This is a genomic window from Pseudomonas sp. MDT1-16 (assembly GCF_054898115.1).
In genome coordinates this window covers 4811197-4838146 of sequence record NZ_CM142717.1, presented here as the reverse complement: position 1 = coordinate 4838146, position 26950 = coordinate 4811197, and the positions used below count along the sequence as shown (strand labels likewise).

Genomic DNA, 26950 nt, shown 5'->3' with positions numbered 1-26950 from the left:
CGAAAACGCTTCGTGGCGTTTTTCGTATCGCGACGGCAGTCGAAACTGTCCGTGGCCTGACTCTAACGGGCTAACCTTTCGCTAACCTTTCAGCTGATATTCAGCGTTTTTGCGCTTCACAGCGGCAGATGCGGCTGTAAACTCCGCGCCAAAGAATGGCGTCGACCATCCCTGAATGAGGTAAAGATCCATGCGTGTTCTGCTCGTCGAAGACCATCTGCAGCTCGCCGAAAGTGTCGCCCAGGCGCTCAAGAGCACCGGGCTGACCGTGGATGTGCTGCATGACGGTGTGGCGGCCGACCTGGCCTTGAGCAGCGAGGAATACGCCATGGCGATCCTCGACGTCGGCCTGCCGCGCATGGATGGTTTCGAAGTGCTGGCGCGCCTGCGGGCGCGGGGCAAGAACCTGCCGGTGTTGATGTTGACCGCCCGCAGCGACGTCAAGGATCGGGTCCACGGCCTGAACCTCGGCGCTGACGATTACCTGGCCAAACCTTTCGAACTGACCGAACTCGAAGCCCGGGTCAAAGCCTTGCTGCGCCGCAGTGTGCTCGGCGGTGAACGCCAGCAGCGCTGCGGCGTGCTGGTCTATGACCTGGACACTCGGCGCTTCACCCTCGGCGAAGAACTGCTGACCCTGACCTCTCGCGAACAGGCCGTACTCGAAGCCCTGATCGCCCGTCCCGGTCGGGTGATGAGCAAGGAGCAACTGGCTGCGCAAGTGTTCGGCCTGGACGAAGAGGCCAGCCCCGACGCCATCGAGATCTATGTCCATCGCCTGCGCAAAAAGCTGGACGGTCAACCGGTCGTCATCGTGACCTTCCGCGGTCTCGGTTACTTGCTGGAAAGCCGTGATGCATAAGCCCAGCAGCCTGCGCTGGCGGTTGCTGTGGAATCTGGCGCTGTTGCTGGTGGTGTTGATGCTGGCCAGTGGTTTGAGCGCGTACTGGAACGGTCGCGAAGCCGCCGACACCGCCTATGACCGGACCTTGCTGGCGTCGGCGCGGACTATCGCCGCGGGTGTCTCCCAGCGCGACGGCACGCTGAGCGCTGACGTGCCGTATGTGGCCCTCGATACCTTCGCGTACGACAGCGCTGGTCGAATTTTTTACCTGGTCAACGACATCAATCAGAAACTGATCTCCGGTTACGAAAACCTTCCGCCGCCGCCGCCAGGGACGCCGCGCACCGATGACTATCCGGCACTGGCGCGCTTCTATAACGCCCAATATCAGGGACAGAACGTACGCGTAGTGAGCCTGCTTAAACCTGTGAGCGAGCCGAACATGAACGGCATGGCGGAAATCCGTGTTGCCGAGACCGATGAAGCGCGGGTCAGCATGGCTCGCAGTCTGGCAGCGGACACGCTGTTGCGTCTGGGCATGCTGTCGGTCGGCGCGTTGTTGATGGTTTGGTTTGCGGTCAGCGCCGCGCTGCGTCCGCTGGAGCGCTTGCGCACGGCGGTGGAGGAGCGGCAGTCGGACGATCTGCGGCCGTTGCCGCTGGTGGAGGTGCAGCACGAATTGTGGCCGCTGGTGCGCGCGCTCAATCACTTTACCGAGCGCCTGCGTGAGCAGTTCGAGCGTCAGGCGCAGTTCATCGCCGACGCCGCCCATGAATTGCGCACGCCCCTGGCGGCGCTCAAGGCGCGACTTGAACTGGGTCTGCGTTCGAGCGAACCCCAAACCTGGCGCAGTACGCTGGAATCCGCCGCCCAAGGCACGGACCGCTTGACCCACCTTGCCAATCAATTGCTTTCACTGGCACGGGTCGAAAATGGCGCCCGGGCCATCGCCGAGGGCGGCGCGCAGTTGCTTGACCTCAGTCAGCTGGCTCGCGAACTCGGCATGGCCATGGCACCGCTGGCCCACGCACGCGGTGTGGCGCTGGCGCTGGAAGCGGACGAACCCGTCTGGTTGCGCGGCGAGCCGACGCTGTTGAACGAACTATTGAGCAATCTGGTGGATAACGCGCTGGCCCATACACCGCCGGGTGGCAATGTCATTCTTCGGGTCACGGCACCGGCCGTGTTGGAGGTCGAGGACGACGGCCCGGGGATTCCTCTTGAAGAGCGCGATCGGGTGTTCGAGCGCTTTTACCGGCGCAACCAGCAGGTGGCGGGTTCGGGTTTGGGGCTGGCGATTGTCGGCGAGATCTGCCGCGCACACCTGGCGCAGATCAGCCTGCACGATGGCGAGCAGGCGGGGCTGAAGGTGCGGGTGAGTTTTATTGTTGGAGAATGATCAAAAAACCTGTGGCGAGGGGCAAGCCCCTCGCCACAACGATCAGTAAAACATCGACCGCGACTCTTCCAGATCGCGGCACATCGCCTCGTTTTCCGGATCAATCCCCAGCTTCTTGAACGCCGGCACGCTGAAAGCGTCGATACGGGCGAGGGGATGGTCGGTGTCCTTGTGGCAATACAGGCTGGCCACTTGCACCAGATCGACATAATCGACCCGCTCCGACTCTCGCTTGAAGTCCAGATAAAGCCCCGGCACCTGTACCAGCATTTCCGGAAACTCCCAGACCCTGAGCAATTTGTCGCCGATCCACGGATGAATCTGGTCGATCACATGGTTGAGGCTGACCGCGTCAGACAGCAGTTCATAGTGATCTTCGGCGTAGGTCAGGATCGGCAGCACACCGATTTGATGCACCAGTCCGCCAAGGGCTGCCTGATCGGGTTTTAGTTGGGTGTAGCGGCGGCACAGGGCGTAGCTGACTCCGGCGATTTCCAGGCTTTTGCGCCAGACTTCGCGCATTTTCTGTTCCACCACCTCGGAGCGGGCATTGAAAATCTGCTCCATGACCAGACCGATGGCCAGGTTGCTGCTGTAATTGACACCCAGTCGAGTGATCGCCGTGTGCAGATCGGTGACTTCCTGAGTCGCGCGCAATAACGGGCTATTGACCACTTTGATCAGGCGCGCCGACAGTGCGGTGTCGCGGCCGATCACTTTGCTCAAAGTGCTGACACTGATTTCCGGGTCTTCTGCGGCCTTGCGAATCTGCAGGGCCACTTCCGGTAACGTTGGCAGAACCAGGTCATCGTTATCGATGGCCTCAACCAAATCCTGTTGGACCTTTTCCGCCAGCTCGCTCATTTCGTTTCTCTAGGTGTTGCGACAAGTGCTGCTGTTAACGCTGGATTTCGCGATCGCGATCCAGTGTGTACGGCAGGTCGAGCAGGTGCAGGGCTGAGCCATCGAGCGCGCCCAGATGGATATCGCCACCTTCTGCTGCTTCGGCTTGCAGCACGGCCAGGAGTTCAATGTTTTTCTCGGCGCGGGCGGCCAGCACCACTTCACCAATAGAACTGCCGTGGGTTGGGGAGAACAGTGGTGTGCCCGGTTCAGGTAACTCGATGGCATTCAGGTTCAGGCGATACAAGCGGCGCTTGAGCTTGCCCAGGTACTGCATGCGCGCGACGATTTCCTGACCGGTGTAGCAACCCTTTTTGAAACTCACGCCGCCGACGGCTTGCAGATTGAGCATCTGCGGGATGAACAACTCGCGAGTGCTCGGCATGACCTGACCGATCCCTGCGCGGATCTGGCCCAGCAGCCATTGATTCAGATCGCCTTCAGCCAACAGGGCGGACAGCGTGCCCTTGATGAGGTCGGCCTGATTGGCGGCGACCCAGAGTTCGGCACGATCCGGCGAGACGCGAATGGCGATCAGACCTTCATTGCGCACGACGCTGTCGGTTTCTGCCGGCAGCTCAAGTCCCAGGCTGATCAGTGCAGCCTCACCATGATCGACGCCGAGGCGGACCCAGGCAGCGCTTTCGTCGGTCAGTTTGGATTTGGAGAACACCGCGTACTTTTTCAGGTCCGCCAGTTGCGGTTCCAGCAACTCGGTGGCCATGGCCATCAGAACGCCGTCACCTTCCAGCAGGATGCGGAAGCTCGACTGCATCCGGCCTTTCTGCGTGCAGCGAGCGCCCAGGCTGGCCTGGGTTTCGCTCAGGTAATCGAGGTTGCAGGTCAATTGGCCTTGCAGGAATTTGCTGGCATCCGCGCCGCGTACTGCGAGAACGCCTTCATGAGACAGGGTGCAGAAAAAAGCAGAATCGGCCATGGGTCATCGCAGGGTAAAGAGTCTGGGGGACATCATAAGGGGGCGCTCTCGAAATGGGTAGTTCACAAAGGATCGTTGGTGCCCGACCAAAGCCGAGTGCCCGACTCTGCCTGGGACTGTATACTTGCCGCCTATTTGAGGAGCGCTCCATGGTCGAAGATGTTGAACTGAATCGCCTCTACTGGCACAGCCGCCGCGGCATGCTTGAGCTTGACGTGTTGCTGGTGCCGTTCGTGAAAGAGGTCTATCCGCACCTCAATGATGTCGACCGCGATTGCTACCGCAAGCTGCTCGAGTGCGAAGATCAGGACATGTTCGGCTGGTTCATGGAACGCGCCGAATCGGAAGATCCGGAGCTTCAACGCATGGTTCGCATGATCCTGGATCGTGTCCAGCCCAAGTAATGCGTTCGAATGCCGCTGGCATGCCTCACGGCAGTTGCTGGCGGCGTATCTTCTGGCCCAGCTATTCGCGTTGGGTTCGCTGTTCCTTCTCTCTATTCCCGTCTGGGCCAGTCTGCTCGGCGTTGTTCTGTGCGTGGTTCATGGCTGTTGGGCATTGCCGAGGCAGATTCTGCTGACGCACCCTCAGGCATTTCGCGGCTTGCGTCGCGATGCCGATGGTTGGCAGTTGTGGAACCAGGCTGCAGGTTGGCAGCCAGTGCAGTTGCGACCGGACAGCTTGGCGTTGCCATTGATTGTGGTGCTGCGTTTTCGACTGCGAGACGAGCGGCGGGTCAGATCAATTTGCATTCCCCGCGACTCGCAGGCGACGGATCTGCACCGACGCCTGCGGGTTCGGCTTACGTTCAGTCGACGTAGGTGGGCGGCACCAGAATAGTGTCCAGGGCGACCGGCAGCATGTTCGGATAGTCGAGGGTGTAATGCAGACCGCGACTTTCCTTGCGCTCCATGGCGGACTGGATCATCAGCTCGGCCACTTGGGCCAGGTTACGCAATTCGATCAAATCGCGACTGACCTTGTAGTTGCTGTAGAACTCATCGATTTCGTCCAGCAAAAGCCGCACGCGATGCTGCGCCCGTTGCAAGCGCTTGTTGGTGCGCACGATGCCGACATAGTCCCACATGAATCGCCGCAGTTCGTCCCAGTTGTGCGCAATGATCACGTCCTCATCGGAGTCGGTGACCTGGCTCGCATCCCAGACGGGCAGGGCGATCGGAATCGAAACCTGCGGCAGCTGCTCAAGAATGTCCGCCGCCGCCGAGCGCGCATAAACGAAACACTCCAGTAACGAGTTGCTGGCCATGCGGTTGGCGCCGTGCAGGCCGGTGAAGCTGGTTTCGCCAATGGCATATAACCCCGGCACGTCGGTGCGACCGTGCTGATCGACCATCACGCCGCCGCAGGTGTAATGCGCCGCTGGCACCACCGGAATCGGTTGCTTGGTGATGTCGATGGAGAATTCGAGGCAGCGTTCGTACACCGTCGGGAAGTGAGTCTTGATGAACGCTTCCGGCTTGTGGCTGATGTCCAGATAGACGCAGTCGACGCCCAAACGCTTCATTTCGTGGTCGATGGCCCGGGCGACGATGTCCCGTGGCGCCAGCTCGGCGCGTGGGTCGAAGCGCTGCATGAAGCGTTCGCCGTTGGGCAGCTTAAGATGTGCGCCTTCGCCGCGCAGGGCTTCGGTGACCAGAAAGCTTTTGGCTTGCGGGTGATACAGGCAGGTGGGGTGGAACTGGTTGAACTCCAGATTCGCCACCCGGCAGCCTGAACGCCAGGCCATGGCGATACCATCCCCGCAGGCGCCGTCGGGGTTGCTGGTATAGAGGTAGACCTTTGCAGCGCCACCCGAGGCGAGGATCACAAAGCGAGCGCCGTAGGTGTCGACTTCACCGGTCCCTCGATTGAGGACGTAGGCGCCGAGGCAGCGATTACCTTCAAGGCCAAGGCGCTTTTCGGTGATCAGATCGATCGCGACTCGTTGCTCTAGCAGTTCAATGTTCGGTCGTTGCCTGGCCTTGTCGAGCAAGGTTCTGAAAATCGCTGCACCCGTGGCATCGGCGGCATGGATGATGCGCCGATGACTGTGACCGCCTTCGCGGGTCAGGTGAAACTCGAAGCCGCCATCTTCGGTACCGGACTGTTCATCGCGGGTGAAGGGCACACCTTGATCGATCAACCATTGAATCGCCTCTTTACTGTGCTCGACGGTAAAGCGCACGGCGTCTTCGTGGCACAGGCCGCCGCCGGCATTGAGGGTGTCATCGACATGTGACTCAACGGTGTCGGTGTCATCCAGGACGGCGGCGACGCCACCCTGGGCCCAGAAAGTAGAGCCATTGGCGAGGTCGCCTTTGCTCAGTACGGCGATGCGCAAATGACCGGGTAAGGTCAGCGCAAGGCTCAAGCCGGCAGCACCGCTGCCAATGACCAGTACATCGTGTTGAAACTGTTGGCTCATTTCAGGATTCCGCTCAAAGCGACCCGGGTCGGGGTTGGCGCAAGACACCTGGATCGGCGAGTCAAGACAGCCACACAGCCCACTAGTATATAGAGGGGGGGAGCGGCACAATAGCCGAGCCCACATGGCATTGTGAAACTACTGTGACGGAAAAGACTGGACGCTTCGTCGGATGTTTTTTTGACCGGTTCGGCGACTAGAAGACTGTATCGTGGATTTAACAGTCTTTTTCTCTTCACGGTTGCACAATGTCGGTCTTGCGCAGCTATAAATATTTGGAACTTTTGCCAAAGGCCCAAGATCAATAGCCCGTTGCCTGATTTAAGGGACAGTATCGGCTTCAACGCGGGATCTGTGGTTTGATCCTTGCCGGCGAATCCGATGACAAGATTATTCGCGCAGCCGGGTCAACCCGAGCTGCGCTTTTCGTGCGTGCCAAATCAGAGCCCGCAGGAAACTTGCTTGGAGGGGGAGAACTTTTGCGAAAAGCCCGAGTCTATGTTTGCAAGTCTGGTCGTTTAGGTATGCAAGCCTCCTCCGAGCTTATCGAGGAGTGTTCATGCTAACCCAGGAAGAGGATCAGCAGCTGGTCGAACGCGTTCAGCGCGGCGACAAGCGAGCTTTCGATCTGCTAGTGCTGAAATACCAGCACAAAATTCTCGGGTTGATCGTGCGTTTCGTGCACGACACCCATGAAGCCCAGGATGTGGCGCAGGAAGCCTTTATCAAGGCATACCGTGCACTTGGAAATTTTCGCGGAGACAGCGCGTTTTATACGTGGCTTTACCGCATAGCCATCAACACGGCGAAAAACTATCTGGTTTCACGCGGCCGTCGGCCGCCGGATAGCGATGTCAGTTCCGAGGATGCAGAGTTCTACGATGGCGATCATGGCCTCAAGGATCTCGAGTCGCCAGAGCGCGCATTGCTGCGGGATGAGATCGAAGGCACCGTCCATCGAACCATTCAGCAACTGCCAGAAGATTTGCGTACGGCGTTAACTTTACGTGAATTCGATGGTCTGAGTTACGAGGACATTGCGGCCGTCATGCAATGTCCGGTGGGTACCGTGCGCTCCCGGATTTTCCGCGCTCGGGAAGCCATCGATAAAGCCCTGCAGCCGTTGTTGCAGGATTAACCGAGACAGCGGCGACAGCCAAGAGAGGAACCCGCCATGAGTCGTGAAGCCCTGCAGGAATCGCTGTCCGCAGTGATGGATAACGAAGCGGACGAATTGGAATTGCGTCGGGTATTGAATGCCTTTGACGATGTTGAAACCCGTGAAACCTGGGCTCGTTATCAGATCGCTCGGGCAGTTATGCACAAGGATTTGCTGCTTCCGCGTCTGGATATCGCTGCGGCAGTCTCTGCTGCGCTGGCTGACGAAGCCGTACCGGCAAAAGCCTCCCGTGGTCCATGGCGCAGCCTGGGTCGTCTGGCGGTCGCTGCATCGGTAACCGTCGCGGTACTGGCGGGTGTTCGTCTGTATAACCAGGACGAGATCGCTGGTGTCGAATTGGCACAGCAATCCAGCCAACCGGGTCTGGCCGTTCCTCAGGTCAAGGGTCCAGCTGTTTTGGCAGGCTACAATGAGAGTTCGGAAGCCGCTGGTCCTATGGCCAACGGCGTATTGCAAGGTCAGCCAGGCTGGCACGATCAGCGTCTGCCAGGCTACTTGCGCCAACATGCTCAACAGGCTGCATTGAAAGGTACTGAGAGCGCTCTGCCTTACGCTCGTGCAGCAAGTCTGGAAAACCGTTAAGGAGGATCATGCGCGCCATACCTCTACTTACGCTTCTGCTTGGTGGCTGGTTTGTTGTTCCAGCCAATGCTGATGAAGCCCAGAACTGGTTGACCCGACTGGGCCAAGCCGAGCAACAGCAAAGCTTTCACGGTACATTCGTCTACGAGCGTAACGGTAGTTTTTCTACCCACAACATCTGGCACCGTGTCCAGGATGGCAAGGTCCGCGAGCGTTTACTCCAGCTCGACGGCTCGGCACAGGAAGTCGTGCGCATTGATGGGCATACTCAATGCGTCAGCGGCACCCTGATAGCAGGGCTTGGGGATTCCCCCAACTCCGCTGCTCGGGCACTCGATCCACAAAAGTTAAAGAATTGGTACGATCTTGCCGTGATTGGCAAGTCGCGTGTGGCCGGGCGTGCGGCAGTGATCGTTTCACTGACACCCCGCGATCAACACCGTTACGGTTTTGAATTGCATCTGGATAAAGAAACCGGCCTGCCTCTGAAATCATTGCTTCTGAATGAAAGAGGGCAATTGCTGGAGCGATTCCAGTTCACCCAGCTGGATACAGCCGATGCTCCGTCCGATAGCGACTTGCAGCCTGGCGCCGATTGCAAAACTGTTGCCCTCGACAGCGACAAGGCTTCTGCAATCAAGGCCGCTCAGGTATGGCGTTCGGACTGGTTGCCGCCTGGTTTCGAGCTGACCAGTAGTACATCGCGCAAGGATCCAGAGACCAAAACTCAAGTTAACAGTCTGATGTATGACGATGGTCTGGCCCGTTTCTCGGTTTTCCTGGAACCGTTGAATGGCGCAACAGTCACTGATACTCGCACCCAGTTGGGGCCGACCGTTGCAGTTTCCCGGCGCTTGACTACCCCGCAAGGTGAGATGATGGTGACCGTGGTCGGTGAGATTCCGATTGGCACCGCTGAGCGGATTGCGCTATCCATGCGCTCCGACGCCACTGCAACCAAGTAGTGAGCTTATCGAAATGTTTGGTGAGCATTTCAACTTGCAAATATCTCCGAATTTTTCTATAGGTCAGAGCCCCTCGGCTCTGGCCTTGTTTGTTGTTCCCGGAACAAAAATACCGGCGTATTGTTCCCGGTGTTCCTTGCTCCATATCGCTTAACCATGCTCGTCGTAACGGGAGCCGTATGTCGATACCACGCTTGAAGTCTTATCTCTCTATTTTTGCCACCGTGCTGGTGCTTGGTCAGGCGGTCGCTGTTCAAGCGGCCGAGTTGCCTGACTTCACACAGTTGGTCGAGCAGGCCTCGCCCGCGGTAGTGAACATCAGTACCACGCAGAAACTGCCGGACCGCAAAGTGTCGAGCGAGCAGATGCCTGACCTTGAAGGCTTGCCGCCGATGCTGCGCGAGTTCTTCGAGCGTGGCATGCCACAGCCGCGTACGCCTCGCGGTGATCGTCAGCGTGAAGCCCAATCCTTGGGTTCGGGCTTCATCATCTCGCCTGATGGCTACATCCTGACCAACAACCATGTAATCGCCGATGCCGACGAAATTCTCGTTCGACTCGCTGACCGCAGCGAATTGAAGGCGAAGCTGGTCGGCACCGATCCACGTTCCGATGTGGCTCTGTTGAAAATCGAAGGCAAGGATCTGCCGGTCCTGAAACTAGGCAAATCCCAAGATCTGAAAGCCGGCCAATGGGTCGTGGCAATTGGCTCGCCATTCGGTTTCGACCATACCGTGACCCAAGGTATCGTCAGTGCCATCGGTCGCAGCCTGCCGAACGAAAACTATGTGCCGTTCATCCAGACCGATGTGCCGATCAATCCAGGTAACTCTGGTGGTCCGCTGTTCAACCTGGCCGGTGAGGTGGTTGGCATCAACTCGCAGATCTACACCCGTTCCGGCGGCTTCATGGGCGTGTCGTTCGCGATCCCTATCGACGTAGCCATGGACGTCTCCAATCAGCTCAAAAGTGGCGGCAAAGTCAGCCGTGGCTGGTTGGGTGTGGTGATTCAGGAAGTGAACAAGGACTTGGCCGAGTCATTCGGTCTGGAGAAACCGGCCGGTGCGCTGGTGGCTCAGATCCAGGATGACGGCCCGGCTGCCAAGGGTGGCTTGCAAGTAGGCGATGTGATCCTGAGCATGAATGGCCAACCGATCGTCATGTCCGCCGATCTTCCGCACCTGGTGGGTGCGCTGAAGGCCGGCTCAAAAGCTGATCTGCAAGTGATACGTGAAGGCAAGCGCAAGAATGTCGAGTTGACTGTTGGCGCTATCCCGGAAGAAGGCAAAGAGCTGGACACCCTGCCAAAATCCAGCACTGAACGCAGCAGCAACCGCCTGGGTGTTTCCGTGGCCGAGCTGACTGATGAACAGAAGAAAACCTACGACCTCAAAGGCGGCGTGGTCATCAAGGAAGTCCAGGACGGTCCTGCTTCTCTGATTGGCCTGCAGCCAGGCGATGTGATTACTCACCTGAACAATCAGGCGATCGGTTCCACCAAGGAGTTCACGGATATTGCCAAGGCGCTGCCGAAGAACCGCTCGGTGTCGATGCGGGTTCTGCGTCAAAATCGCGCCAGCTTCATCACCTTCAAACTGGCTGAATAAACCGGTTGTTGGCTGAATAAAAAACCGCCTCGAAAGAGGCGGTTTTTTTGTGTCTGCTGATAAGAGTCAGCCCATCATGTCCTTGATCATGCGCTCTTGCTCCATCAGCTCCCGTTGCCGAGCGTCGATTCGCGACGACAGCGGGAAGTTGGTGCCGGCCTTGCGCTTGGCGAAGTCCAGTTGCTGAATGGCCTGACGGTAGTCCCCAACCAGGGCGAAATACTCGGCGCGGGCCTGATGCAGGCCGATGATGTTGCCTGACAGACCACGGGTTTCGGCCACCATGTACCAGACGTCCGGATCGTCCGGACGGCTCTTGAGCAGATTCTCCAGTGCTTTTTCCGCTTCGGGTGCACGGTTCTGCTTTAGCAGCAGGTCGACACGCACCGAATTCAGCGGATAGTTGCCCGGGTATTGAGTCAACATCCGGTCAACCCGAGTCTGGGCGTCCGGCAGGCGATTGTTGGTAATATCGAGATCGACCTGAGCCAGGTTGTAGATGATCTCGTTTGGCGACTTGGCCAGCAGCAACTTGAGGTTTTCCCGTGCTTCGTTCAGCTGACCACCCTTGATCTGGGCGAGCGCCAGGCCATAGCGCGCGACATCGTTTTTCGGGTTTTCATCAAGCTGGGCGCGAAAACGCTTGGCGCCCAGGCCAGGGGTTTCTTCATAGATCAACTGGACCCGTGCACGAATCAGCTGATAACGCATGGTGTCTTCGACGCCGCCCGGTTTTGCCTGTTCGGCGCGGTTGCGGGTGTCGGCGATCCGCGACTCGGTGACCGGGTGAGTCAGCAGAAACTCGGGTGGCTTGGCGTCAAAGCGGTATTGGCGCGCCAATCGCTCGAACATGGTCGGCATCGAGCGCGGGTCGTAACCGGCCTTTTCCAGATTGAGGATGCCGATGCGGTCGGCTTCCTGTTCGTTCTGGCGAGAGAAGCGCCGCTGTTCCTGAATGGCCGCCGCCTGTGTGCCCGCAATGGCCGCGATCCCGGCATCGCCGGCACCGGCTGCGGCAATCACGATCCCGGCCAGCAGCGCGGCCATCATCGGCACTTGCATGCGCTGTTGGGCTTCGACGCCGCGGGCGAAGTGGCGTTGCGACAAGTGAGCCAATTCGTGAGCGAGTACCGAGGCGTATTCGCCCTCGGTCTGGGCATTGAGAAACAAACCACCGTTGACCCCGACAATTCCGCCTGGTGCCGCGAAGGCGTTGAGTTGCGGGCTGTTGATCAGGATGAACTCCAAGCGCCGGTCATTGACCTGGCTGGTCTCCACTAGTCGGTAGACGCTGGATTCGACGTAGTCCTTGAGTTGCGGATCATTGAGCTGTGAAACCTGACTACGTAACAGCGCCAGCCAGGCACGGCCCAACTGGTGTTCCTGTTGCGGCGAGACGATGGCAGAACTGGCGTCGCCGAGTGACGGCAGGTCGTCGGCGAAGCCCGGTGAGGCGAGCAGGCAAGCGAGCGTCAGCAGGGTAGGGCGCAAAAAAGTCATGCACAAAGCCTTAGTCGACAAAGACCTTACTGTAGCCGGACACTACGCTTCGGACCAGATATTCTAGCCGCTCAACCACCTGACCCCGGAGTGATGCAATGACCGACGCTGTAGCCCATGACGCCGAACTCGACGCCAGTGGCTTGAATTGCCCGTTGCCGTTGCTCAAGGCCAAGCTGGAACTTAATCGACTGGCCAGCGGCGCAGTGCTCAAGGTGATCGCCACCGATGCGGGCTCACAGCGCGACTTCCGCACCTTTGCCCGATTGGCCGGTCATACGCTGCTTCGTGAAGAAGATGAAGCGGGTGTTTACCGCTACTGGTTGAAAAAAGCCTGAATTCTGCTGCGTTCGTTTCTAAGGGATTATTGATGTTCAAGGTGTTACGCGACTGGATTCAGCGCTACTTCTCCGATGAAGAAGCCGTGGTGCTGGCAGTCCTGCTGTTTCTGGCGTTTACCGCCGTGCTTACGCTGGGCGGCATGCTCGCGCCAGTGCTGGCCGGGATGGTGCTGGCGTATCTGATGCAAGGGTTGGTCGTCACTCTCGAACGCCTGCGCATGCCCGGAGGGGTGGCGGTGGGGCTGGTCTTCGCCTTGTTCATGGGAGTTTTGCTGGTATTCATTATTGTCGTGGTGCCGTTGCTCTGGCATCAGCTGATCACCTTGTTCAACGAGTTACCCGGCATGCTCGCCAAGTGGCAGTCGCTGTTATTGCTGCTGCCCGAGCGCTATCCGCATCTGGTATCCGACGAGCAGGTGCTGCAGGCCATCGAAGTGGCGCGGGGCGAGATCGGCAAGTTCGGTCAGTGGGCGCTGACGTTCTCGCTGTCGAGTCTGCCGCTGCTGGTGAACATCATGATCTACCTGGTGCTGGTGCCGATCCTGGTGTTTTTCTTTCTCAAGGATCGGCAAATGATCGGTCAGTGGGTGCGTGGCTACTTGCCCCGTGAGCGGGCGCTGATCACCCGCGTCGCGCAGGAAATGAACCGGCAGATCGCCAATTACATTCGCGGCAAGGTCATCGAAATCTTCATTTGCGGTGGCGTGACTTACATCGCTTTCGTCGCCCTGGGCCTGAACTACGCGGCGCTGCTGGCGTTGCTGGTGGGTGTGTCGGTGGTGGTGCCCTATGTCGGGGCCGTGGTGGTGACCGTGCCGGTGCTGTTGATTGCGCTGTTCCAGTGGGGCTGGAGCGATCAGTTCATCTATTTGATGGCGGCTTACGGGATCATCCAGACACTGGACGGCAACGTGCTGGTGCCGCTGTTGTTCTCGGAAGCAGTCAATCTGCATCCGGTGGCGATTATCTGCGCGGTGTTGTTGTTTGGCGGGCTGTGGGGTTTTTGGGGGGTGTTCTTTGCGATTCCCCTGGCGACGCTATTCAAGGCTGTGCTGGATGCGTGGCCGCGCAAGGAGCCGGTGGTGGCGCCGCTGTTGTAAGCGGTCTGTGGGAGCAGGCTCCCACAGCATTCAACGATCAGGCCTTGTTCAGCGCTTGAGCAGCAGCCAACACCACATCTACATGCCCCGGTACCTTCACACCCCGCCATTCCTGACGCAGCACACCGTCCTTGTCGATCAGGAATGTGCTGCGCTCAACACCCATATACTCTTTGCCATAAAGCTTCTTCAGCTTGATCACGTCGAACAACTGGCAAAGTGCTTCTTCCTTGTCGCTGATCAGCTCGAAGGTGAACGCTTGCTTGGCCTTGAAGTTTTCGTGGGATTTCAGGCTGTCGCGAGACACGCCGAAGACTTCAGTGTTGGCGGCTTTAAAAGCGTCCAGCTGATCGCGAAAGCCCTGACCCTGCGTGGTGCAGCCCGGTGTGCTGTCCTTCGGATAAAAGTAAATTACCCCCTGCTTGCCTTTGAGGCTCGCGAGGCTGACGGTCTGCCCGCTGGTGGCGGGTGCTTCGAAGTCGGCAACCGGTTGGTCGATGGCGACGGCCATGAAAACTTCCTTACATCGGGTTTTGTGGGCGCCACGGTTCGATCAGGGCATCCAGGTTCAGCGCGTCGGCGAAATCCAGGAACTGATCGCGCAGCCAGCTGATCTGCACACCGGCCGGCAAGGTCACGGTAAACGTGGCATTGAGCATGGTGCCGCCGGTTTGCGGAGCCTGATAGGTGTCGCAGGTCAGGTTTTCCAGCTCGACGTTGTGGTCCATGAAGAACTGGCACAGCTCGTTAATGATGTCCGAGCGGTAAGCCGAGCTGACATAGGCGACGTACGGCAGGGCCTGAGGACGATTCTCCAGCGCCGCGCTGCGCACCACGTTGACCGTAAAGGCGTGCTTCTTGGCGAGGCTCGGCAGGCTGCCTTCGAGGCGCGCCAGGGCGTCCCAGCTGCCGGAGATCTCGAGAATCAGCGCACTGCACTCGCCATGACGCGTCAGGCGAGAGGTGACCACGGCGCAGCGGTTTTCATGGCTGGCGCGGCACAGGACGTTAGTCAGCTCCATGGGGTTGGCGCCGAGGGCACTGATGACAAGGAATTGTTCGCGAACTGTGGGGGTGGACATGCAGCATTCCTAAAGCGATGAGCGGTCGATACTTCTACGGGCTTTTTTTGCCGAGAGCGAGCCTGCGGATGCGAATTCAGAAAACCCGAGCCGCAAGGTTGCAACGTGCTCCAGTGTGGCAAGAGCGAGGGGTGGCAACGCTGGGTCGGGGCTTGTGATGCCGAAAAAGAAGGCTGGAACCCGGCGTACGAGCTTATCAGTACCGATCAAAGTCTGAAGGGTAGCGAAAAGCAGCGCCAAGGGGAATGGCAGCAGCGCAGTACTTTGCTTGTACAAGCATCTTGGCGCCAGTACCATTACCGCTCTCTTTTTCCGGCAGGAGCGGTTGCATGATTGCGGGCAGTATGGTGGCACTGGTCACACCCATGGATGCACAAGGTCGTCTCGACTGGGACAGCCTGAGCAAACTGGTGGACTTTCACCTGCAAAACGGCACCCACGCCATCGTGGCGGTCGGCACCACAGGTGAATCGGCCACTCTTGACGTGAATGAGCACATCGAAGTGATTCGTTACGTGGTGAAGCAGGTTGCAGGGCGCATCCCGGTGATCGCCGGTACCGGCGCCAACTCGACTCGCGAAGCCATCGAGCTGACCAACAATGCGAAGATGGCCGGCGCCGATGCCTGCCTGCTGGTAACGCCGTATTACAACAAGCCGACCCAGGAAGGCTTGTACCAGCACTTCAAAGCCATCGCCGAAGCCGTCGACATCCCGCAGATTCTTTACAACGTGCCGGGCCGTACAGCCTGCGACATGCTGACCGAAACCGTGATCCGCCTGTCGACCGTGAAAAACATCATCGGCATCAAGGAAGCCACCGGCGACCTGACGCGTGCCAAAGCCATCATCGACGGCGTCAGCAAAGACTTCGTGGTGCTTTCCGGTGACGACGCCACCGCAGTCGAACTGATCCTGCTCGGCGGCAAGGGCAACATCTCGGTGACCGCCAACGTTGCGCCGCGCGACATGAGCGACCTGTGCAACGCTGCTCTGAAAGGTGACGCCGTGACGGCCCGCGCGATTCACGAAAAGCTGATGCCGCTCAATAAAACCCTGTTTATCGAATCCAACCCTATCCCCGTGAAATGGGCGCTGCATGAAATGGGCTTGATGCCGGACGGTATCCGTCTGCCGCTCACCTGGCTCAGCGCTGCCTGTCACGAACCGCTGCGGCAGGCCATGCGCCAGTCCGGCGTCCTGGTTTAATTGAGGAAGTACTACGCATGAAGCGAATGGCCGGACTTTCCGCACTTGCCTTGATCATCTCCAGCACCAGTGGCTGCGGATGGGTTTGGGGCCCGGAAGGTTATTTCCGTGACCGTGGTAGCGATTACCTGGAAGCGCAACAAACTGCACCCATGCAATTGCCGGCGGATGTCAGCACTGCCAAACGTCTGGATCCGCTATTGCCGATCCCGCGCAACGTGGCCGATGACACCGCTAAGGGCGAGTACATCGTTCCTCGTCCGCAACCGTTGTCGGCAGCCGCCGACGCCAGCGCCTACTCCCTGCAAAAGACCGGTGATTCGCGTTGGATCGTCGCCCAGAACCCGCCGGCCGAAGTCTGGCCAGTGGCTGTGCAGTTCTTCCAGGACAACGGTTTCCGTCTGGACGAACAGCGCCCGCAAACCGGCGAGTTCACCACCACCTGGCAGCATTCCGACGAACTGTCCGCCGCCATGGCCAAGCGCCTGAGTGCGGCCGGTGTCGGCGCTGACAGCGAAACCCGCGTGCGGGTCCGCATTGAGCCCGGCGTGCAACGCAACACCAGTGAAGTCTATGTGGTCAGCGCCGAGCGTCCTGCCGGTAGCACCTCCGACGTGGCCTTTACCAACCGTTCGGTCAACACTGGCCTGGACGCGGCACTGGTCGACGACATGCTCGCGAGCATGAGCCGCACCTCGGAGAAGGGCGGTTCGGTTTCCATGCTGGCTTCGCGTGATTCCGATACGCCAAGCCGTGTCAGCCTGAGCGAAGACGGCAGCGGCAACCCGGTTCTGAACGTCGGCAACGATCTGGATCGTGCCTGGTCGAGCGTCGGTCGTGCGCTGGAACAGGGCGAATGGCGCGTTGAAGACATCAACCGCAGCCTGGGCCTGTACTACATCAACCTGGCCGAAAAAGCCGAGAAGAAAGACGAGAAGCCTGGTTTCTTCAGCAGCCTGTTAGGCAGCGCGCCGAGCAAGGAAGAAGTTGAATCCCGTGCCGAGCGTTATCAGGTTCGCCTGAGCAAGGTTGGCGAGAACGTCCAGGTCACCGTCGAGAAAAACATCAATACCGTGGCGCCAGCAGACGTGGCGCGCAAAGTGTTGAGCGTGATTCAGGACAACCTGGGCTGATCACATGCGTTTTGCCGTTCTCGGCAGCGGTAGCCAAGGGAACGGCACGCTGATAGCCAGCGCTGACACGTATGTGCTGGTGGATTGTGGTTTCTCCCTGCGGGAAACCGAAAAACGCTTGCTGCGCTTGGGTGTGAGCCCTGCGCAACTGAGCGCGATACTCGTGACCCACGAACATGCCGACCACGTGCATGGCGTGGGTTTGCTGTCTCGGCGCTACAATCTGCCTGTCTACCTCAGTCGCGGCACCCTGCGCGGGATGCGCAAACCCATTGAACCGGCTGGCCTTCTGGCTGGCGGTGAGCAACTGCAGATCGGCGCACTGAGCATCGGCGTTATTGCCGTGGCACACGATGCACAGGAGCCGACGCAATACGTATTCAGTGACGGTGAGCGGCGTTTCGGCCTGTTGACTGACCTGGGCTCGTATTGCAACAAGGTGCTGGACGGTTATCGGGACCTCGATGCGTTGATGATCGAGTCCAATCATTGCCGTGACATGCTGGCTCGCGGTCACTACCCGTACTTTCTCAAGCAGCGGGTGGGTGGTGAATTGGGACATTTGAACAACCATCAGGCGGCATTCCTGGTGTCTGAGTTGGGCTGGCAAGGCCTGCAACACTTGGTCCTGGCCCATTTGAGCAGCAAGAACAACCTGCCGCAGCTGGCCCGGCAATGTTTTGTCGACACCCTCGGGTGCGACCCGGACTGGCTGCAACTGGCCGATCAAGATTCAGGGCTCGACTGGCGACATATCGCCTAGCCCACCTACTTAGCAAGCGGAGCCCATCATGGAAAAACGTGAAGAACTCTACCGCGGCAAAGCCAAATCGGTTTTCAAGACCGACGACGCTGACCGCTTGATCCTGCTGTTTCGCAACGACACCTCGGCGTTCGACGGCAAGCGCATCGAGCAGCTCGATCGCAAAGGCATGGTGAACAACAAGTTCAACGCCTTCATCATGCAGAAACTCGAAGCAGCCGGCGTGCCGACCCAATTCGACAAACTGCTGGGCGACAACGAATGCCTGGTGAAAAAACTCGACATGATCCCGGTCGAGTGTGTCGTGCGTAACTACGCCGCCGGCAGCCTGGTCAAGCGCCTGGGCGTCGAAGAAGGCCTGAAGCTCAACCCTTACACCTTTGAACTGTTCCTGAAGGACGACGCCAAGGGCGACCCGTTCATCAACGAGTCCCATGTTGTGGCATTCGGTTGGGGCACCGCCGAGCAACTGGTTCGCATGAAAGAACTGTCGCTCAAGGTCAACGAAGTCCTGAGTAAACTGTTCGACGACGCCGGCCTGCTGCTGGTCGACTTCAAACTCGAATTCGGTGTCTTCTCCGACGGCTCCATCGTCCTGGGCGACGAATTCAGCCCGGACGGCTGCCGTCTGTGGGACAAGGCCACCGGCAAGAAAATGGACAAAGACCGCTTCCGTCAGGGCCTCGGTGACGTCATCGAAGCCTACGAAGAAGTCGCCAATCGTTTGGGCGTACCGCTTTAATCGACGCAAGCATCTGATAGCACGGAAAAATTTCGCTTAGGGGGTTCGCTTCCGGCAAAAGTGTTGTTATGATGCGCGCCGTTGGAGAGATGCCAGAGTGGCCGAATGGGACGGATTCGAAATCCGTTGTACCTTCACCGGTACCTAGGGTTCGAATCCCTATCTCTCCGCCATATTTATACTTAAAGGCCCCATTTTATGGGGCCTTTTTGCATTCTGCTGTTTCTGTTCCCCCATGTGTTCCCTTGCGCGGCCTAGCCCTCTGGGTGCTACAGCTGTGGTCAGTCAGCGCGCTATCGTCGTCCTGCCGCAACCGATGGCAAATTAGGAAAAACGCCGCTTTTCTCGACATGAGAAAGCGGCGTTTTACTGGGCTTTTCACCGTAGAGCTTGAAATCAAAAAGCTCCGGTCTCCGGCTTAAGTGAACAGCATTGCGGTCAACACCGGTTTTTTATTGTCGCTAGAGCCGCTTCAGGCCGCTGCGAGGTCTGGCCGAATGCGCGTCGAACGGACTGCGGTCACCAACGCCAGAATCGGCGCAATGGTGAACAGCGCAAACAGCCAGCGCGCGGCGTTGGCGGTGCCTTCGGCGTTGGAAGGGTCGTTGAGCCCGGCCATGTTGGCGATCATGCCGGCCAGTGCGGCGCCCAGCGCGGTGGCGAACAGTTGTACGGTGGTGATGGAGGACGCGGCTGAGTCCTGGTCTTCGGCCGAGGCCACTTGCAGGACCCGGGTCAGCAGGTGTGGCCAGCCGATGCCGATGCCGAATCCCACCAGGGTCAGGGCAATGCAGATTGGGGCGAGCAGCGCCCAGTCTCCGCCACTGTTGAACGGTGTGGCGACGGCGAGGATGATCAGTCCGACCAGTACGAACACCGGGCCGCTGATGATTGCGCGGCGCACGCCACGCTCGCGCCAGCCGGAGCTCATCACTTCAGACAACGTCCAGCCAGCGGCCATGAGGGCCGCCAGGTAGCCGGAAATCAGCGGTGTCTGCCCGTGCAGGGTTTGGAGGAAGTACGGTACGAAGATCTCGCTGGTCATGCCGATCACCAACAGTCCCATGGTCGCGTACAGCGCACAGAGTGGGGTATTGAGCCGCAAGGCGTCCTTGGGCAGCAGGCGCGTCAGGGTGCTGGATTCATGACGAACCAGGAAAAATACCAGCAGCAGGCAGAGGCCTATGCCAAGCAGGTTCCAGGTTGGAAGCGACGAGGCGCTGCCGGCGCATACCGATAGCACTGCCGCGGCCAGCAGAAACAGTTGCAGCAAGGGCAAGCGGCCCACGGGCGGTTGGTTCATGTCACGTTTGGGCAACACGTTGCTGGTCAGCAGGATGTACGCCAACGTCACAGGGACCAACGAGCCAAAGGCGGCGCGCCAGGCATCCATTTCAGCAAAAATGCCGCCGATGGCCGGGCCGATCAGCGTGGCGATCCCCCACATACCCGAGACCAGAGCCATGGCTCGAGGCCAGAGACGCTCTTCGAACACCAACTGAATCATCGAGTAGCACAGGGCGAACATCAAACCACCGCCCAGGCCTTGAACCGAGCGACCGACCAGCATCACCGGCATACTCGGTGCCAGTGCGCAGATGAGGCTGCCGGTGAGGAAAAGTAACGCGGCTATCGCATAGGAAACGCGTGGCCCTGTGCGTTGCAGGACTTTGGCCGTGAGCGCGGAGCCCAGGATGGATGCGACGACGAAAAGTGTGGTGTTCCAGGCGTACAGGTCGAGCCCGCCGATTTCCTTGACCACGGAGGGCAGGATGGTCGTGGCGATGTAAATATTGATCGCATGCAGCGCAACGCCTCCTGACAGTGCGATGGATCGCGCGGCGTTTTTTCCGGAGAGTAAATCGCTCCAGCTGCTTTCTTCCGTAGACATACAACCTCCTGCTGTGACTCGCGACCCGACGGATTGCGAGAGTTAATTGCCTGATTTCAAGGCTTGGGTTAGATTTACCAAGTAAATTCTTTAAATATTGAAGCTGCGGGGGTCGTTGTTTGTCAAGAAAATACTTGGAAAAACAGGATGAAGTCTCGATGTCGCCAGCCGACCGACTGCTTTACATGCTCAAGACCCTTGGCCCGCAACTGGCGGCCGATGCCGGACGCGCGCTGGGTACCACGGGGGAAGCGGCGCGCCAGCAGTTCGTCAAGTTGGCCGCCAGCGGCCTGGTGCACGCTCAGTCCGAGGCCCGGGGCGTCGGACGCCCGTCGCAGATCTGGCACCTGACGGCGGCTGGCCATGCGCGGTTTCCCGATACCCATTCGGAACTGGCCGTGCAGCTCTTGCAGACCGTGCGCGAGACCTTCGGGCCCGGGGCCATCGATCGTCTGATCGATGTTCGCGAGCAGCAGAGTCGCACCTTGTACCTGCAAGAACTGGCCGGTGCCGAGACCCTTCAGGAACGGGTCAAACGCCTTGCGGCCCTGCGTGCCCGTGAAGGCTATATGGCCGAGTGGAGCGAGCAACCGGACGGGGCCTTCGTGTTGATCGAGAACCATTGTCCGATCTGCGCGGCGGCGGCCGCGTGTCAGGGTTTCTGCCGTGCCGAACTGAATGTGTTCGAGCAGGTTCTGCAAGCCAGGGTTGAGCGCGTGGAGCACATTCTGATGAATGCCCGCCGTTGCGCTTATCGCATTACCCCGGTCTGAAGAACCCACCGGACGCTCATTTCTGGCACACCAGCCCCACCTGATCGCAATTGCGTTGAAAGTCGTACCAGTATGCTTCGCCAAATTCGTCCAGATGCTTTTGCGGGATCATCGGGACGACCCATTCGAAGTGACTAAAACCGGCTCGTCGGATGGCGCGCTCGTAGACCTCACGGCTGAGGCGATAGAAGTGGAAGGGCACCGGTGGCTCGGTGACGAACTGCGCATCACAGGAGAAGCCGCCCTCTATAGGCACTTCACTGAGGATAGTCAGGCCGTAGCGGGTGAAGTTGCAGATCCCCAGGCGGAAGTCCGGGTTAGAGGTGTAGGCAATCAACCGACCGCCTGGCAGCAGGCTGTTGTGGATGTTGACCAGCATCTGCACCAGGGTTTCCTCGCTGTCGGCGTAGCACAGCAGCCAGACGGCACTGACCAGATCGAAGCTGCCCAAGTGAGGCATCAGCGCCACGTCATGCACGTGGTACTGCAGGTTCGGCACGTCCAGGCTGTCGTTGATCGCCAGCTTGATCATCTCGCTTGAGATGTCGACACCCACCACTTCATCAGCCCCGCGTTCGATCATTTGTCGGGCGAAGAACCCATGGCCGCAGGCCAGGTCGAGCACTCGCTTGTTGTTCACATCGCCGAGCATGTGGAAGAAGGTGTTGACCTCCACCTCTCGCTCGCTGGCCTTGCTGATGGCCTGGTCAAACTTTTCGCCGATACCGTCGTAGATTGCCACGTAGTTGTTCATGGTGCGGATGTCCTGGGAAGTAGGGAGATACAGCAAAATCCGGCAACCGCTGCCGAGATAACGTTGGGCAACGGTTGCAACGGAGGGAGGGTTACTGAGCGGGAATAACCGCCTGCCATTTTGGCAAGGCGGCCTCCAGGCGCTTGCCGAACTCGATCAGCCGCGCCTCCTGCCAGTGCGGGGCGACGATCTGGATACCGATCGGCAAACCGCTGGCTTCATCGACCCCGGCCCGAATGACCAGCACCGGTGACCCGGACAGGCTGAACGGGAACACGTAGCCATATTGGTGACGATCGTTCAGGGAGTGGCCATGCTCGAACGCGACCGTGGGGTGGACCGGCGTGATCAGCAGGTCATGAGTTCTGAAGAACGCCGCCAGCTGGTAGCGCATGCGATCAAGGTTGTTCCAGTCGAGCTTCACCTGGTCGATGCTGCATTCGACTTCCTCGCTCATGGCCACCAGAGTGTTGAGGGCCGGGGTGAAGGACTTCTTGCCAATGTCGCTGAACAACTGTTTCCAGCCCCTGGCCGAATCGCCGCCAGTGATGAACAGACGCCACAGCACATCGCAGGATTCTTCGAGCATCGGCGGCTGTTCGTCGCTGATGCTGGCGACGATCTTGCCGGTCAGCTCGCGTACCGTATCCAGCGTGCGGGCGACGGCGAGCGACGGTGAAACCCGTGAGGTTTCATACAGGAATGCCACCCGCAGCTGATCCAGCGGTGTATCCAGACCTTGCCAGGGCACGTCGACGGTGTCCGGGTCATGACCGTCGGGCCCGGCGATGAGGCGGCCCATGACTTCGACGTCTGCGACATAACGACCCATCACTCCGAAGCTGGAGGTGTGGTGAAAGAGCCCGGAGCGCTCGCGTGGAAACTGTCCGGTCAACGGCACTCGGCCTTGCGTCAGTTTGAAGCCGCAGACCCCATTGAAGTGCGCCGGAACCCGCACGCTGCCGCTGGCATCCGACGCCAGGCCAGCCGGGGAAATCCCGGCGGCAATAGCGGCGCCTTCGCCACCGCTGCTGCCGCCGGCGGAACGGTTCAGGTCGTGGGGATTGCGGGTCAGTCCATAGACGAAATTGTCGGTTTCAAAGGCCATGCACAGTTCGGGTACGTTGGTCAGCCCGATGATGATTGCTCCCGCAGCACGCAGGCGGGCGACGGCAGTGGCATCTTTCTGACTGGCGTCACCGAGAAACTCGGTGAGCCCGCGCGACAGCCGATAACCTTCGACATGCAACACGTCCTTGATGGTGATCGGCACACCGTGCAGCGGCCCCAGAGACTGACCCCGGGAAACCGCGGCGTCGGCCTCGCGGGCCCGCGCGAGGATCGTTTCGTCGGTGTGCTTCTGGATCACCGCGTTGACAGCAGGGTTGCGTTCTTTCAAGGCCTGCAAGTAGTGGCGGGTGATGGCTTCGCTGGTCAGGGTTGAATGACGGATCAGCGAGGCCATTTCAACCAGGGAGAGATCGTCCACGCTAATCATTGGTCTGCGCTCCGTGGGGTCATGGCGTAAGGGAGGCGGTAGAGGTTGCGGATGATCGGCGTCATCAGTTTGAGCATCCAGCGCGGCTTGCTGGCAACGGCTTCGAGCGATTCTTCCAGGGCCTTGAGGACCTGGCTGATTTCCCCGGTGCTGATGGTCAGCGGTGGATAGAAACGCAACACCGGCGCCGAGGCTTTTTCGTTCAACGAGTGCCCGGCGTGAACCCCGCGTTTGGTCAGTTCCATGCTGATCAAGCTTTCCCACACCGCGCCCTTGAGGCGCAAACCGGTCATCAGGCCAATCGCTGGCGCGTCGCTGATTATCTGCGGGTAGGCTTCGGCCAGTAGCTGCAATCCCCGGCACAGCTGTGTGCTGGAAGCTCGGGATTTTTCGATCAGTTGGCCGTCTTCAATCGCATGGATTGCGGCCAGGGCCGTTTCACAGGCATAAGGCAAGCCACCCTGGCCGCAGACTTGATCTTCAAGAGGGTCGAGTGGCAACTGTTCGATCAAGGCGCGGCTGTACATCACCGCCGCGATGGCTGCGTAGCCGCCGGTCAAGCCCTTGGAAAGCACCATGATGTCGGGCACTACATTGTCGTAATCGACGGCGAACCATTTACCGCAGCGACCGAACGCCGTCTGGATTTCATCGGCGATCATCAGGCAGCCGTGGGCGCTGCACAATTCGCGGATCCGCGTGTTGTAGCCGACCTCGGGCAGGGTCAGGTAGGCGCCGCCGAGGATCGGCTCGATGTAGACCGCCGCCACCTGGTCGGTGATGGCGTGTTCCAGTGCGGCGAAGTCTCCGTAGGGAATGAAGTCGACCGTGAGGCGGTTCAGACCATGCTGGTTGCTCTGGTACTGCTGGCCGAGGATCGCCATCGTGGTCAGGGTCTTGCCATGGTAGGCATTGCGCATGACCACGATCCGTTTGCGCGGCAACTGCCGTTTGAGCACGTAGCGCAAGGTTTGCTCGATGGCTTCGGCACCGGTCATGGTGTAGCGCACATCGCCCCACTCGCCGGGCGCCAGACGCCTGAGGGTCTCACTCAACTGGTGTTGCGAGTCGTGGGTCAGCCCTTCGGGCTGCCAGGCCATCCGGTTCAACTGACGCTGGCTGGCGTACTTGACCAGAGGGTTCTGGTGGCCGACCAGAAATATTCCATAGCTGCACGCACAATCGATGAAATGCTTACCGCGATGGTCGGTGACGATCGCACCTTCGGCGGAGCGTTCGATTCCGGTATTGGCGATGCGATAAAGCTTGGCCGCCGAGGGCGTCCAGTGTTTGTAGCAGTCATCCACCAGGCTGTTAAGCAGCATATTGCAAGGTCCTTTTTATAAGGCGTGCGGCGTCGACGACGCGCTCCGTGCGCGCGACCAATGGGCAACGCAAGAGCAATTCACGCCCGCTTGGCCGACGAATATGCACACCGGCGGCGTACAGCGCCCGTTGCGCCTCAACGGCTTGCTCAGTGCTGGCCAGCGGTACCTTGACGATGCCGCCGATGGCCCGTGCACTGAGGTCGGCCAGCTCTGTGGCCAGCGCCTTGCCGTTGTCGAGACTGCGCTGGTCCAGCCGCTTTTCCTGCGCATAGCGCAGGGCGGTCCGTGCCGCGATGCACGATGGCGGGTTACCGGCGGTGGTGCTCCCGTGTTTGGCAGGTGAGACTTTGCCGTAGGCCTTGTAGGCCAGCGCATGGCTGCAGGTGTAGGTGCCGATGGGGATGCAGCCGCCGCCCAGGCTTTTGCCCAGAACAACGATGTCCGGGCGCGCACCGGACAGACTCTGCGACAGCAGATGCCCGACGCTACCCAGACAGGTGTCGACGTCGTTGAACAGGGTCGCAATTCGCTGGCTGTTGGCGATCCGTTCCAGACTGGCGATCAGCATTGGGTCGACCGCTTCCAGCAGTCCGTTGGCGGCCGTGCGCAACGGGCCGTAGCACAGGGCAAAACAGTCCTGCCAGATCGCCATGTCCGGCAGGTCGTGCACCGAGTCGACATGCACCACCTTGATCCCCAGAAACTCCCCGGACTCCGGGTAATGCTCGGGGGCGCTCAGATAGCGTCCATAAGACAACGAGCCGTACGCCACGCCACCCACGGCGATCACCGTACGCCGATGGGGGTTGATCGAGCGTGCGAGTTTCAGCGCACCTTCAAACGCCTCGTCGCCGGAGTTGCAGACATACGAGTTCTCCAGCCCTTCGGGCATGAAGTCGCTGAGTTGCTTGCACAACTCGATCAACGGCGCGGACAACAGGACACGGTTGGACAGGCCGATTTTATCGACCTGCCGACTCACTGCTTGCACCACCTCGGGTACTTGCAGGCCGAACCCGCCACTGAGGTCAATCAGTTGATGGCCGTGGTTGTCGATGAAGCTTTCGTACTGGCCTTCGACGGCCCAGGTCTGACCTGGGTGATTCGTGATGGCGGCCATTACCGGTAGCTCAGCGCATTGAAGATGCGACGCTGGTCATCGATGATCGCTTGTCGGCCGTGCATGACCCGGCGGTTGTCGATCATCACCAGGTCCAGGTCCTGCCAGCCCACGGTGTGAGTATTGCGTTCGGTGATCTCGGTGATTTCCGCCAGCAGGTCGGCGGGAATCTCTTCGCCGTTCTCGAAATCGATCACCGGTTTCTCGTAGTTGAAGGACGGCCCGAGAATGCTGTTGGCGAAGGCGGGGTGCTCACAGAAACTGGAGGTCTGGCACGCCGGGACGCTGTAGGCGTAGGCCACGCAATCGGTGCCTGGGTTGTATTCCATCCGGGTGTTGGGGTCCTGGCCGATGATCTCGCTCAGGTGCTCGAAACTGGCGTCTTCCAGTTGCTGGATTTCCGGTTTGTAGTAGCAGACGATCTTGCGCCACTTTTCGCCCGGTACGGTGCGGCGGTAGCGGATACGGCTGCTCTCGAAGCGCTGACGGGCCTCTTCGCTGAGTTCCTGGTAGACCTTCACCCCATCGCACAAGGTGGTTTGCGAACCTTTGGTGGGGGCGATTTCGCAGAAGAACCATGTCAGGTCCGGCCAGATCGGCGCGTTGCCGTTTTCGCAGTGCAGGCCTACGGCATCGGTGCCGGCGTCCACCAATTGTGCGACGCCTTTGGCGATCACGCGGCCCGGGTCCAGGCTAAGGCGCGAGCTGTGTTTTTTCACGAAGGCACCGAACTCGTCCAGAGACAGGATGCAGTTGCGGAAGATAATCACGCCGGCGCTCGAGAGCTCTTCGAAAACCGCCGCGGTGTCGGTGTTCAAGGCATACTCGCGATCGGTGATGACCCGCGCCTGATAAGTAGATTGATTCATGTCGCT

The 26950-nt window shown here is 59.5% G+C and carries 27 protein-coding genes and 1 tRNA gene; 16 read left to right on the top strand and 12 right to left on the bottom strand.

Translation table 11 applies throughout. The features are described 5' to 3' along the window. The first annotated feature begins 190 nt into the window (after nucleotides 1–190). Both ACYZT3_RS22145 and ACYZT3_RS22140 read left to right on the top strand, forming a co-directional pair. Nucleotides 191–862 carry a response regulator gene (locus ACYZT3_RS22145; protein WP_449642541.1) on the top strand — a complete coding sequence of 224 codons (672 nt, stop codon included), beginning with the start codon at nucleotides 191–193 and terminating at the stop codon, nucleotides 860–862. After that, nucleotides 855–2243 carry a sensor histidine kinase gene (locus tag ACYZT3_RS22140; protein ID WP_462030767.1) on the top strand — a complete coding sequence of 463 codons (1389 nt, stop codon included), beginning with the start codon at nucleotides 855–857 and terminating at the stop codon, nucleotides 2241–2243. Before ACYZT3_RS22145 ends, ACYZT3_RS22140 begins: the two co-directional genes overlap by 8 nt. A 42-nt stretch (nucleotides 2244–2285) precedes the next feature. Here ACYZT3_RS22140 and ACYZT3_RS22135 read toward each other — a convergent pair whose 3' ends face one another. Together ACYZT3_RS22135 and ygfZ are read right to left on the bottom strand one after the other, a co-directional pair. After that, complete coding sequence (locus ACYZT3_RS22135) at nucleotides 2286–3107, bottom strand: HDOD domain-containing protein (RefSeq protein WP_462030766.1); 822 nt, start codon at nucleotides 3105–3107, stop codon at nucleotides 2286–2288. 34 nt (nucleotides 3108–3141) lie between these two features. Then, on the bottom strand, nucleotides 3142–4083 hold the full coding sequence (gene ygfZ / locus ACYZT3_RS22130; RefSeq protein WP_462030765.1) for a CAF17-like 4Fe-4S cluster assembly/insertion protein YgfZ: 942 nt from the start codon (nucleotides 4081–4083) through the stop codon (nucleotides 3142–3144). A 149-nt stretch (nucleotides 4084–4232) separates the two neighbouring features. Here ygfZ and ACYZT3_RS22125 point away from each other — a divergent pair, with 149 nt between their 5' ends. Both ACYZT3_RS22125 and ACYZT3_RS22120 read left to right on the top strand, forming a co-directional pair. Next, nucleotides 4233–4487: an FAD assembly factor SdhE gene (locus ACYZT3_RS22125; protein WP_007944081.1), complete on the top strand. Its 255-nt coding sequence runs from the start codon at nucleotides 4233–4235 to the stop codon at nucleotides 4485–4487. Further along, a complete protein-coding gene (locus ACYZT3_RS22120; protein ID WP_449642537.1) occupies nucleotides 4471–4923 on the top strand; it encodes a protein YgfX in 453 nt (150 codons plus the stop codon). The genes ACYZT3_RS22125 and ACYZT3_RS22120 overlap by 17 nt, the downstream gene beginning before the upstream one ends. Here ACYZT3_RS22120 and nadB read toward each other — a convergent pair. Then, complete coding sequence (gene nadB, locus ACYZT3_RS22115; RefSeq protein WP_282377217.1) at nucleotides 4892–6508, bottom strand: L-aspartate oxidase; 1617 nt, start codon at nucleotides 6506–6508, stop codon at nucleotides 4892–4894. The genes ACYZT3_RS22120 and nadB overlap by 32 nt on opposite strands. A gap of 559 nt (nucleotides 6509–7067) precedes the next feature. On the opposite strand from nadB, the gene rpoE reads away from it, so the two are divergent. The 4 genes from rpoE (at nucleotide 7068) to ACYZT3_RS22095 (ending at nucleotide 10842) form a co-directional block, all read left to right on the top strand. Continuing rightward, nucleotides 7068–7646, top strand: a complete 579-nt coding sequence (rpoE, locus tag ACYZT3_RS22110; protein WP_449642535.1) for an RNA polymerase sigma factor RpoE — start codon at nucleotides 7068–7070, stop codon at nucleotides 7644–7646. 36 nt (nucleotides 7647–7682) lie between these two features. Next, entirely contained in the window at nucleotides 7683–8270 is a 588-nt protein-coding gene (locus ACYZT3_RS22105; RefSeq protein WP_449642534.1) for a sigma-E factor negative regulatory protein, read from the top strand. Nucleotides 8271–8278: 8 nt separating this feature from the next. Further along, nucleotides 8279–9235, top strand: coding sequence for a MucB/RseB C-terminal domain-containing protein (locus tag ACYZT3_RS22100; protein ID WP_462030764.1), 957 nt, complete (start codon nucleotides 8279–8281; stop codon nucleotides 9233–9235). 179 nt (nucleotides 9236–9414) lie between these two features. After that, nucleotides 9415–10842, top strand: a complete 1428-nt coding sequence (locus ACYZT3_RS22095; RefSeq protein WP_462030763.1) for a DegQ family serine endoprotease — start codon at nucleotides 9415–9417, stop codon at nucleotides 10840–10842. 66 nt (nucleotides 10843–10908) lie between these two features. Here the strand turns inward: ACYZT3_RS22095 and ACYZT3_RS22090 are convergent, their stop codons facing one another. Continuing rightward, nucleotides 10909–12342: a M48 family metalloprotease gene (locus tag ACYZT3_RS22090; RefSeq protein ID WP_462030762.1), complete on the bottom strand. Its 1434-nt coding sequence runs from the start codon at nucleotides 12340–12342 to the stop codon at nucleotides 10909–10911. Between the two features lie 98 nt (nucleotides 12343–12440). Here ACYZT3_RS22090 and ACYZT3_RS22085 point away from each other — a divergent pair, with 98 nt between their 5' ends. Continuing rightward, nucleotides 12441–12680 (top strand): sulfurtransferase TusA family protein, encoded by a 240-nt coding sequence (locus ACYZT3_RS22085; protein ID WP_020300476.1) that lies wholly within the window; start codon nucleotides 12441–12443, stop codon nucleotides 12678–12680. A gap of 32 nt (nucleotides 12681–12712) precedes the next feature. Beyond that, the gene (locus ACYZT3_RS22080; RefSeq protein ID WP_282377205.1) at nucleotides 12713–13783 is read left to right on the top strand and encodes an AI-2E family transporter; all 1071 of its coding nucleotides are present in this window, start codon (nucleotides 12713–12715) and stop codon (nucleotides 13781–13783) included. Between the two features lie 37 nt (nucleotides 13784–13820). Here the strand turns inward: ACYZT3_RS22080 and ACYZT3_RS22075 are convergent, their stop codons facing one another. Both ACYZT3_RS22075 and ACYZT3_RS22070 read right to left on the bottom strand, forming a co-directional pair. Then, complete coding sequence (locus tag ACYZT3_RS22075) at nucleotides 13821–14294, bottom strand: peroxiredoxin (protein ID WP_462030761.1); 474 nt, start codon at nucleotides 14292–14294, stop codon at nucleotides 13821–13823. Nucleotides 14295–14304: 10 nt separating this feature from the next. Beyond that, on the bottom strand, nucleotides 14305–14865 hold the full coding sequence (locus ACYZT3_RS22070; protein WP_008034925.1) for a glycine cleavage system transcriptional repressor: 561 nt from the start codon (nucleotides 14863–14865) through the stop codon (nucleotides 14305–14307). A 329-nt stretch (nucleotides 14866–15194) separates the two neighbouring features. Here ACYZT3_RS22070 and dapA point away from each other — a divergent pair, with 329 nt between their 5' ends. The 5 genes from dapA to ACYZT3_RS22045 all read left to right on the top strand — a co-directional run bounded on the left by dapA (nucleotide 15195) and on the right by ACYZT3_RS22045 (nucleotide 18884). Further along, complete coding sequence (dapA, locus tag ACYZT3_RS22065) at nucleotides 15195–16073, top strand: 4-hydroxy-tetrahydrodipicolinate synthase (RefSeq protein WP_282377200.1); 879 nt, start codon at nucleotides 15195–15197, stop codon at nucleotides 16071–16073. A gap of 17 nt (nucleotides 16074–16090) precedes the next feature. Then, entirely contained in the window at nucleotides 16091–17206 is a 1116-nt protein-coding gene (gene bamC, locus ACYZT3_RS22060) for an outer membrane protein assembly factor BamC (protein ID WP_282377199.1), read from the top strand. A 4-nt stretch (nucleotides 17207–17210) separates the two neighbouring features. Continuing rightward, on the top strand, nucleotides 17211–17969 hold the full coding sequence (locus tag ACYZT3_RS22055; protein WP_282377197.1) for an MBL fold metallo-hydrolase: 759 nt from the start codon (nucleotides 17211–17213) through the stop codon (nucleotides 17967–17969). A gap of 28 nt (nucleotides 17970–17997) precedes the next feature. Then, nucleotides 17998–18711, top strand: coding sequence for a phosphoribosylaminoimidazolesuccinocarboxamide synthase (gene purC, locus ACYZT3_RS22050; RefSeq protein ID WP_123507616.1), 714 nt, complete (start codon nucleotides 17998–18000; stop codon nucleotides 18709–18711). Nucleotides 18712–18794: 83 nt separating this feature from the next. Further along, nucleotides 18795–18884, top strand: a tRNA-Ser gene (locus ACYZT3_RS22045). A gap of 299 nt (nucleotides 18885–19183) precedes the next feature. Here the strand turns inward: ACYZT3_RS22045 and ACYZT3_RS22040 are convergent. Then, nucleotides 19184–20602: an MFS transporter gene (locus ACYZT3_RS22040; RefSeq protein ID WP_282377194.1), complete on the bottom strand. Its 1419-nt coding sequence runs from the start codon at nucleotides 20600–20602 to the stop codon at nucleotides 19184–19186. Nucleotides 20603–20760: 158 nt separating this feature from the next. On the opposite strand from ACYZT3_RS22040, the gene ACYZT3_RS22035 reads away from it, so the two are divergent. After that, on the top strand, nucleotides 20761–21375 hold the full coding sequence (locus tag ACYZT3_RS22035; protein ID WP_462030760.1) for a helix-turn-helix transcriptional regulator: 615 nt from the start codon (nucleotides 20761–20763) through the stop codon (nucleotides 21373–21375). 16 nt (nucleotides 21376–21391) lie between these two features. On the opposite strand, the gene ACYZT3_RS22030 is transcribed toward ACYZT3_RS22035, so the two are convergent. The 5 genes from ACYZT3_RS22030 to ACYZT3_RS22010 all read right to left on the bottom strand — a co-directional run bounded on the left by ACYZT3_RS22030 (nucleotide 21392) and on the right by ACYZT3_RS22010 (nucleotide 26944). Next, complete coding sequence (locus ACYZT3_RS22030; protein ID WP_462030759.1) at nucleotides 21392–22129, bottom strand: class I SAM-dependent DNA methyltransferase; 738 nt, start codon at nucleotides 22127–22129, stop codon at nucleotides 21392–21394. A 91-nt stretch (nucleotides 22130–22220) separates the two neighbouring features. Continuing rightward, entirely contained in the window at nucleotides 22221–23627 is a 1407-nt protein-coding gene (locus ACYZT3_RS22025) for an amidase (RefSeq protein WP_282377187.1), read from the bottom strand. Next, the gene (locus ACYZT3_RS22020) at nucleotides 23624–24952 is read right to left on the bottom strand and encodes an aspartate aminotransferase family protein (protein ID WP_282377185.1); all 1329 of its coding nucleotides are present in this window, start codon (nucleotides 24950–24952) and stop codon (nucleotides 23624–23626) included. Before ACYZT3_RS22020 ends, ACYZT3_RS22025 begins: the two co-directional genes overlap by 4 nt. Beyond that, nucleotides 24942–26075 carry an aminotransferase class III-fold pyridoxal phosphate-dependent enzyme gene (locus tag ACYZT3_RS22015; RefSeq protein WP_282377182.1) on the bottom strand — a complete coding sequence of 378 codons (1134 nt, stop codon included), beginning with the start codon at nucleotides 26073–26075 and terminating at the stop codon, nucleotides 24942–24944. Before ACYZT3_RS22015 ends, ACYZT3_RS22020 begins: the two co-directional genes overlap by 11 nt. Continuing rightward, on the bottom strand, nucleotides 26075–26944 hold the full coding sequence (locus ACYZT3_RS22010) for a TauD/TfdA family dioxygenase (RefSeq protein ID WP_282377180.1): 870 nt from the start codon (nucleotides 26942–26944) through the stop codon (nucleotides 26075–26077). The genes ACYZT3_RS22015 and ACYZT3_RS22010 overlap by 1 nt, the downstream gene beginning before the upstream one ends. Nucleotides 26945–26950 lie beyond the last annotated feature (6 nt).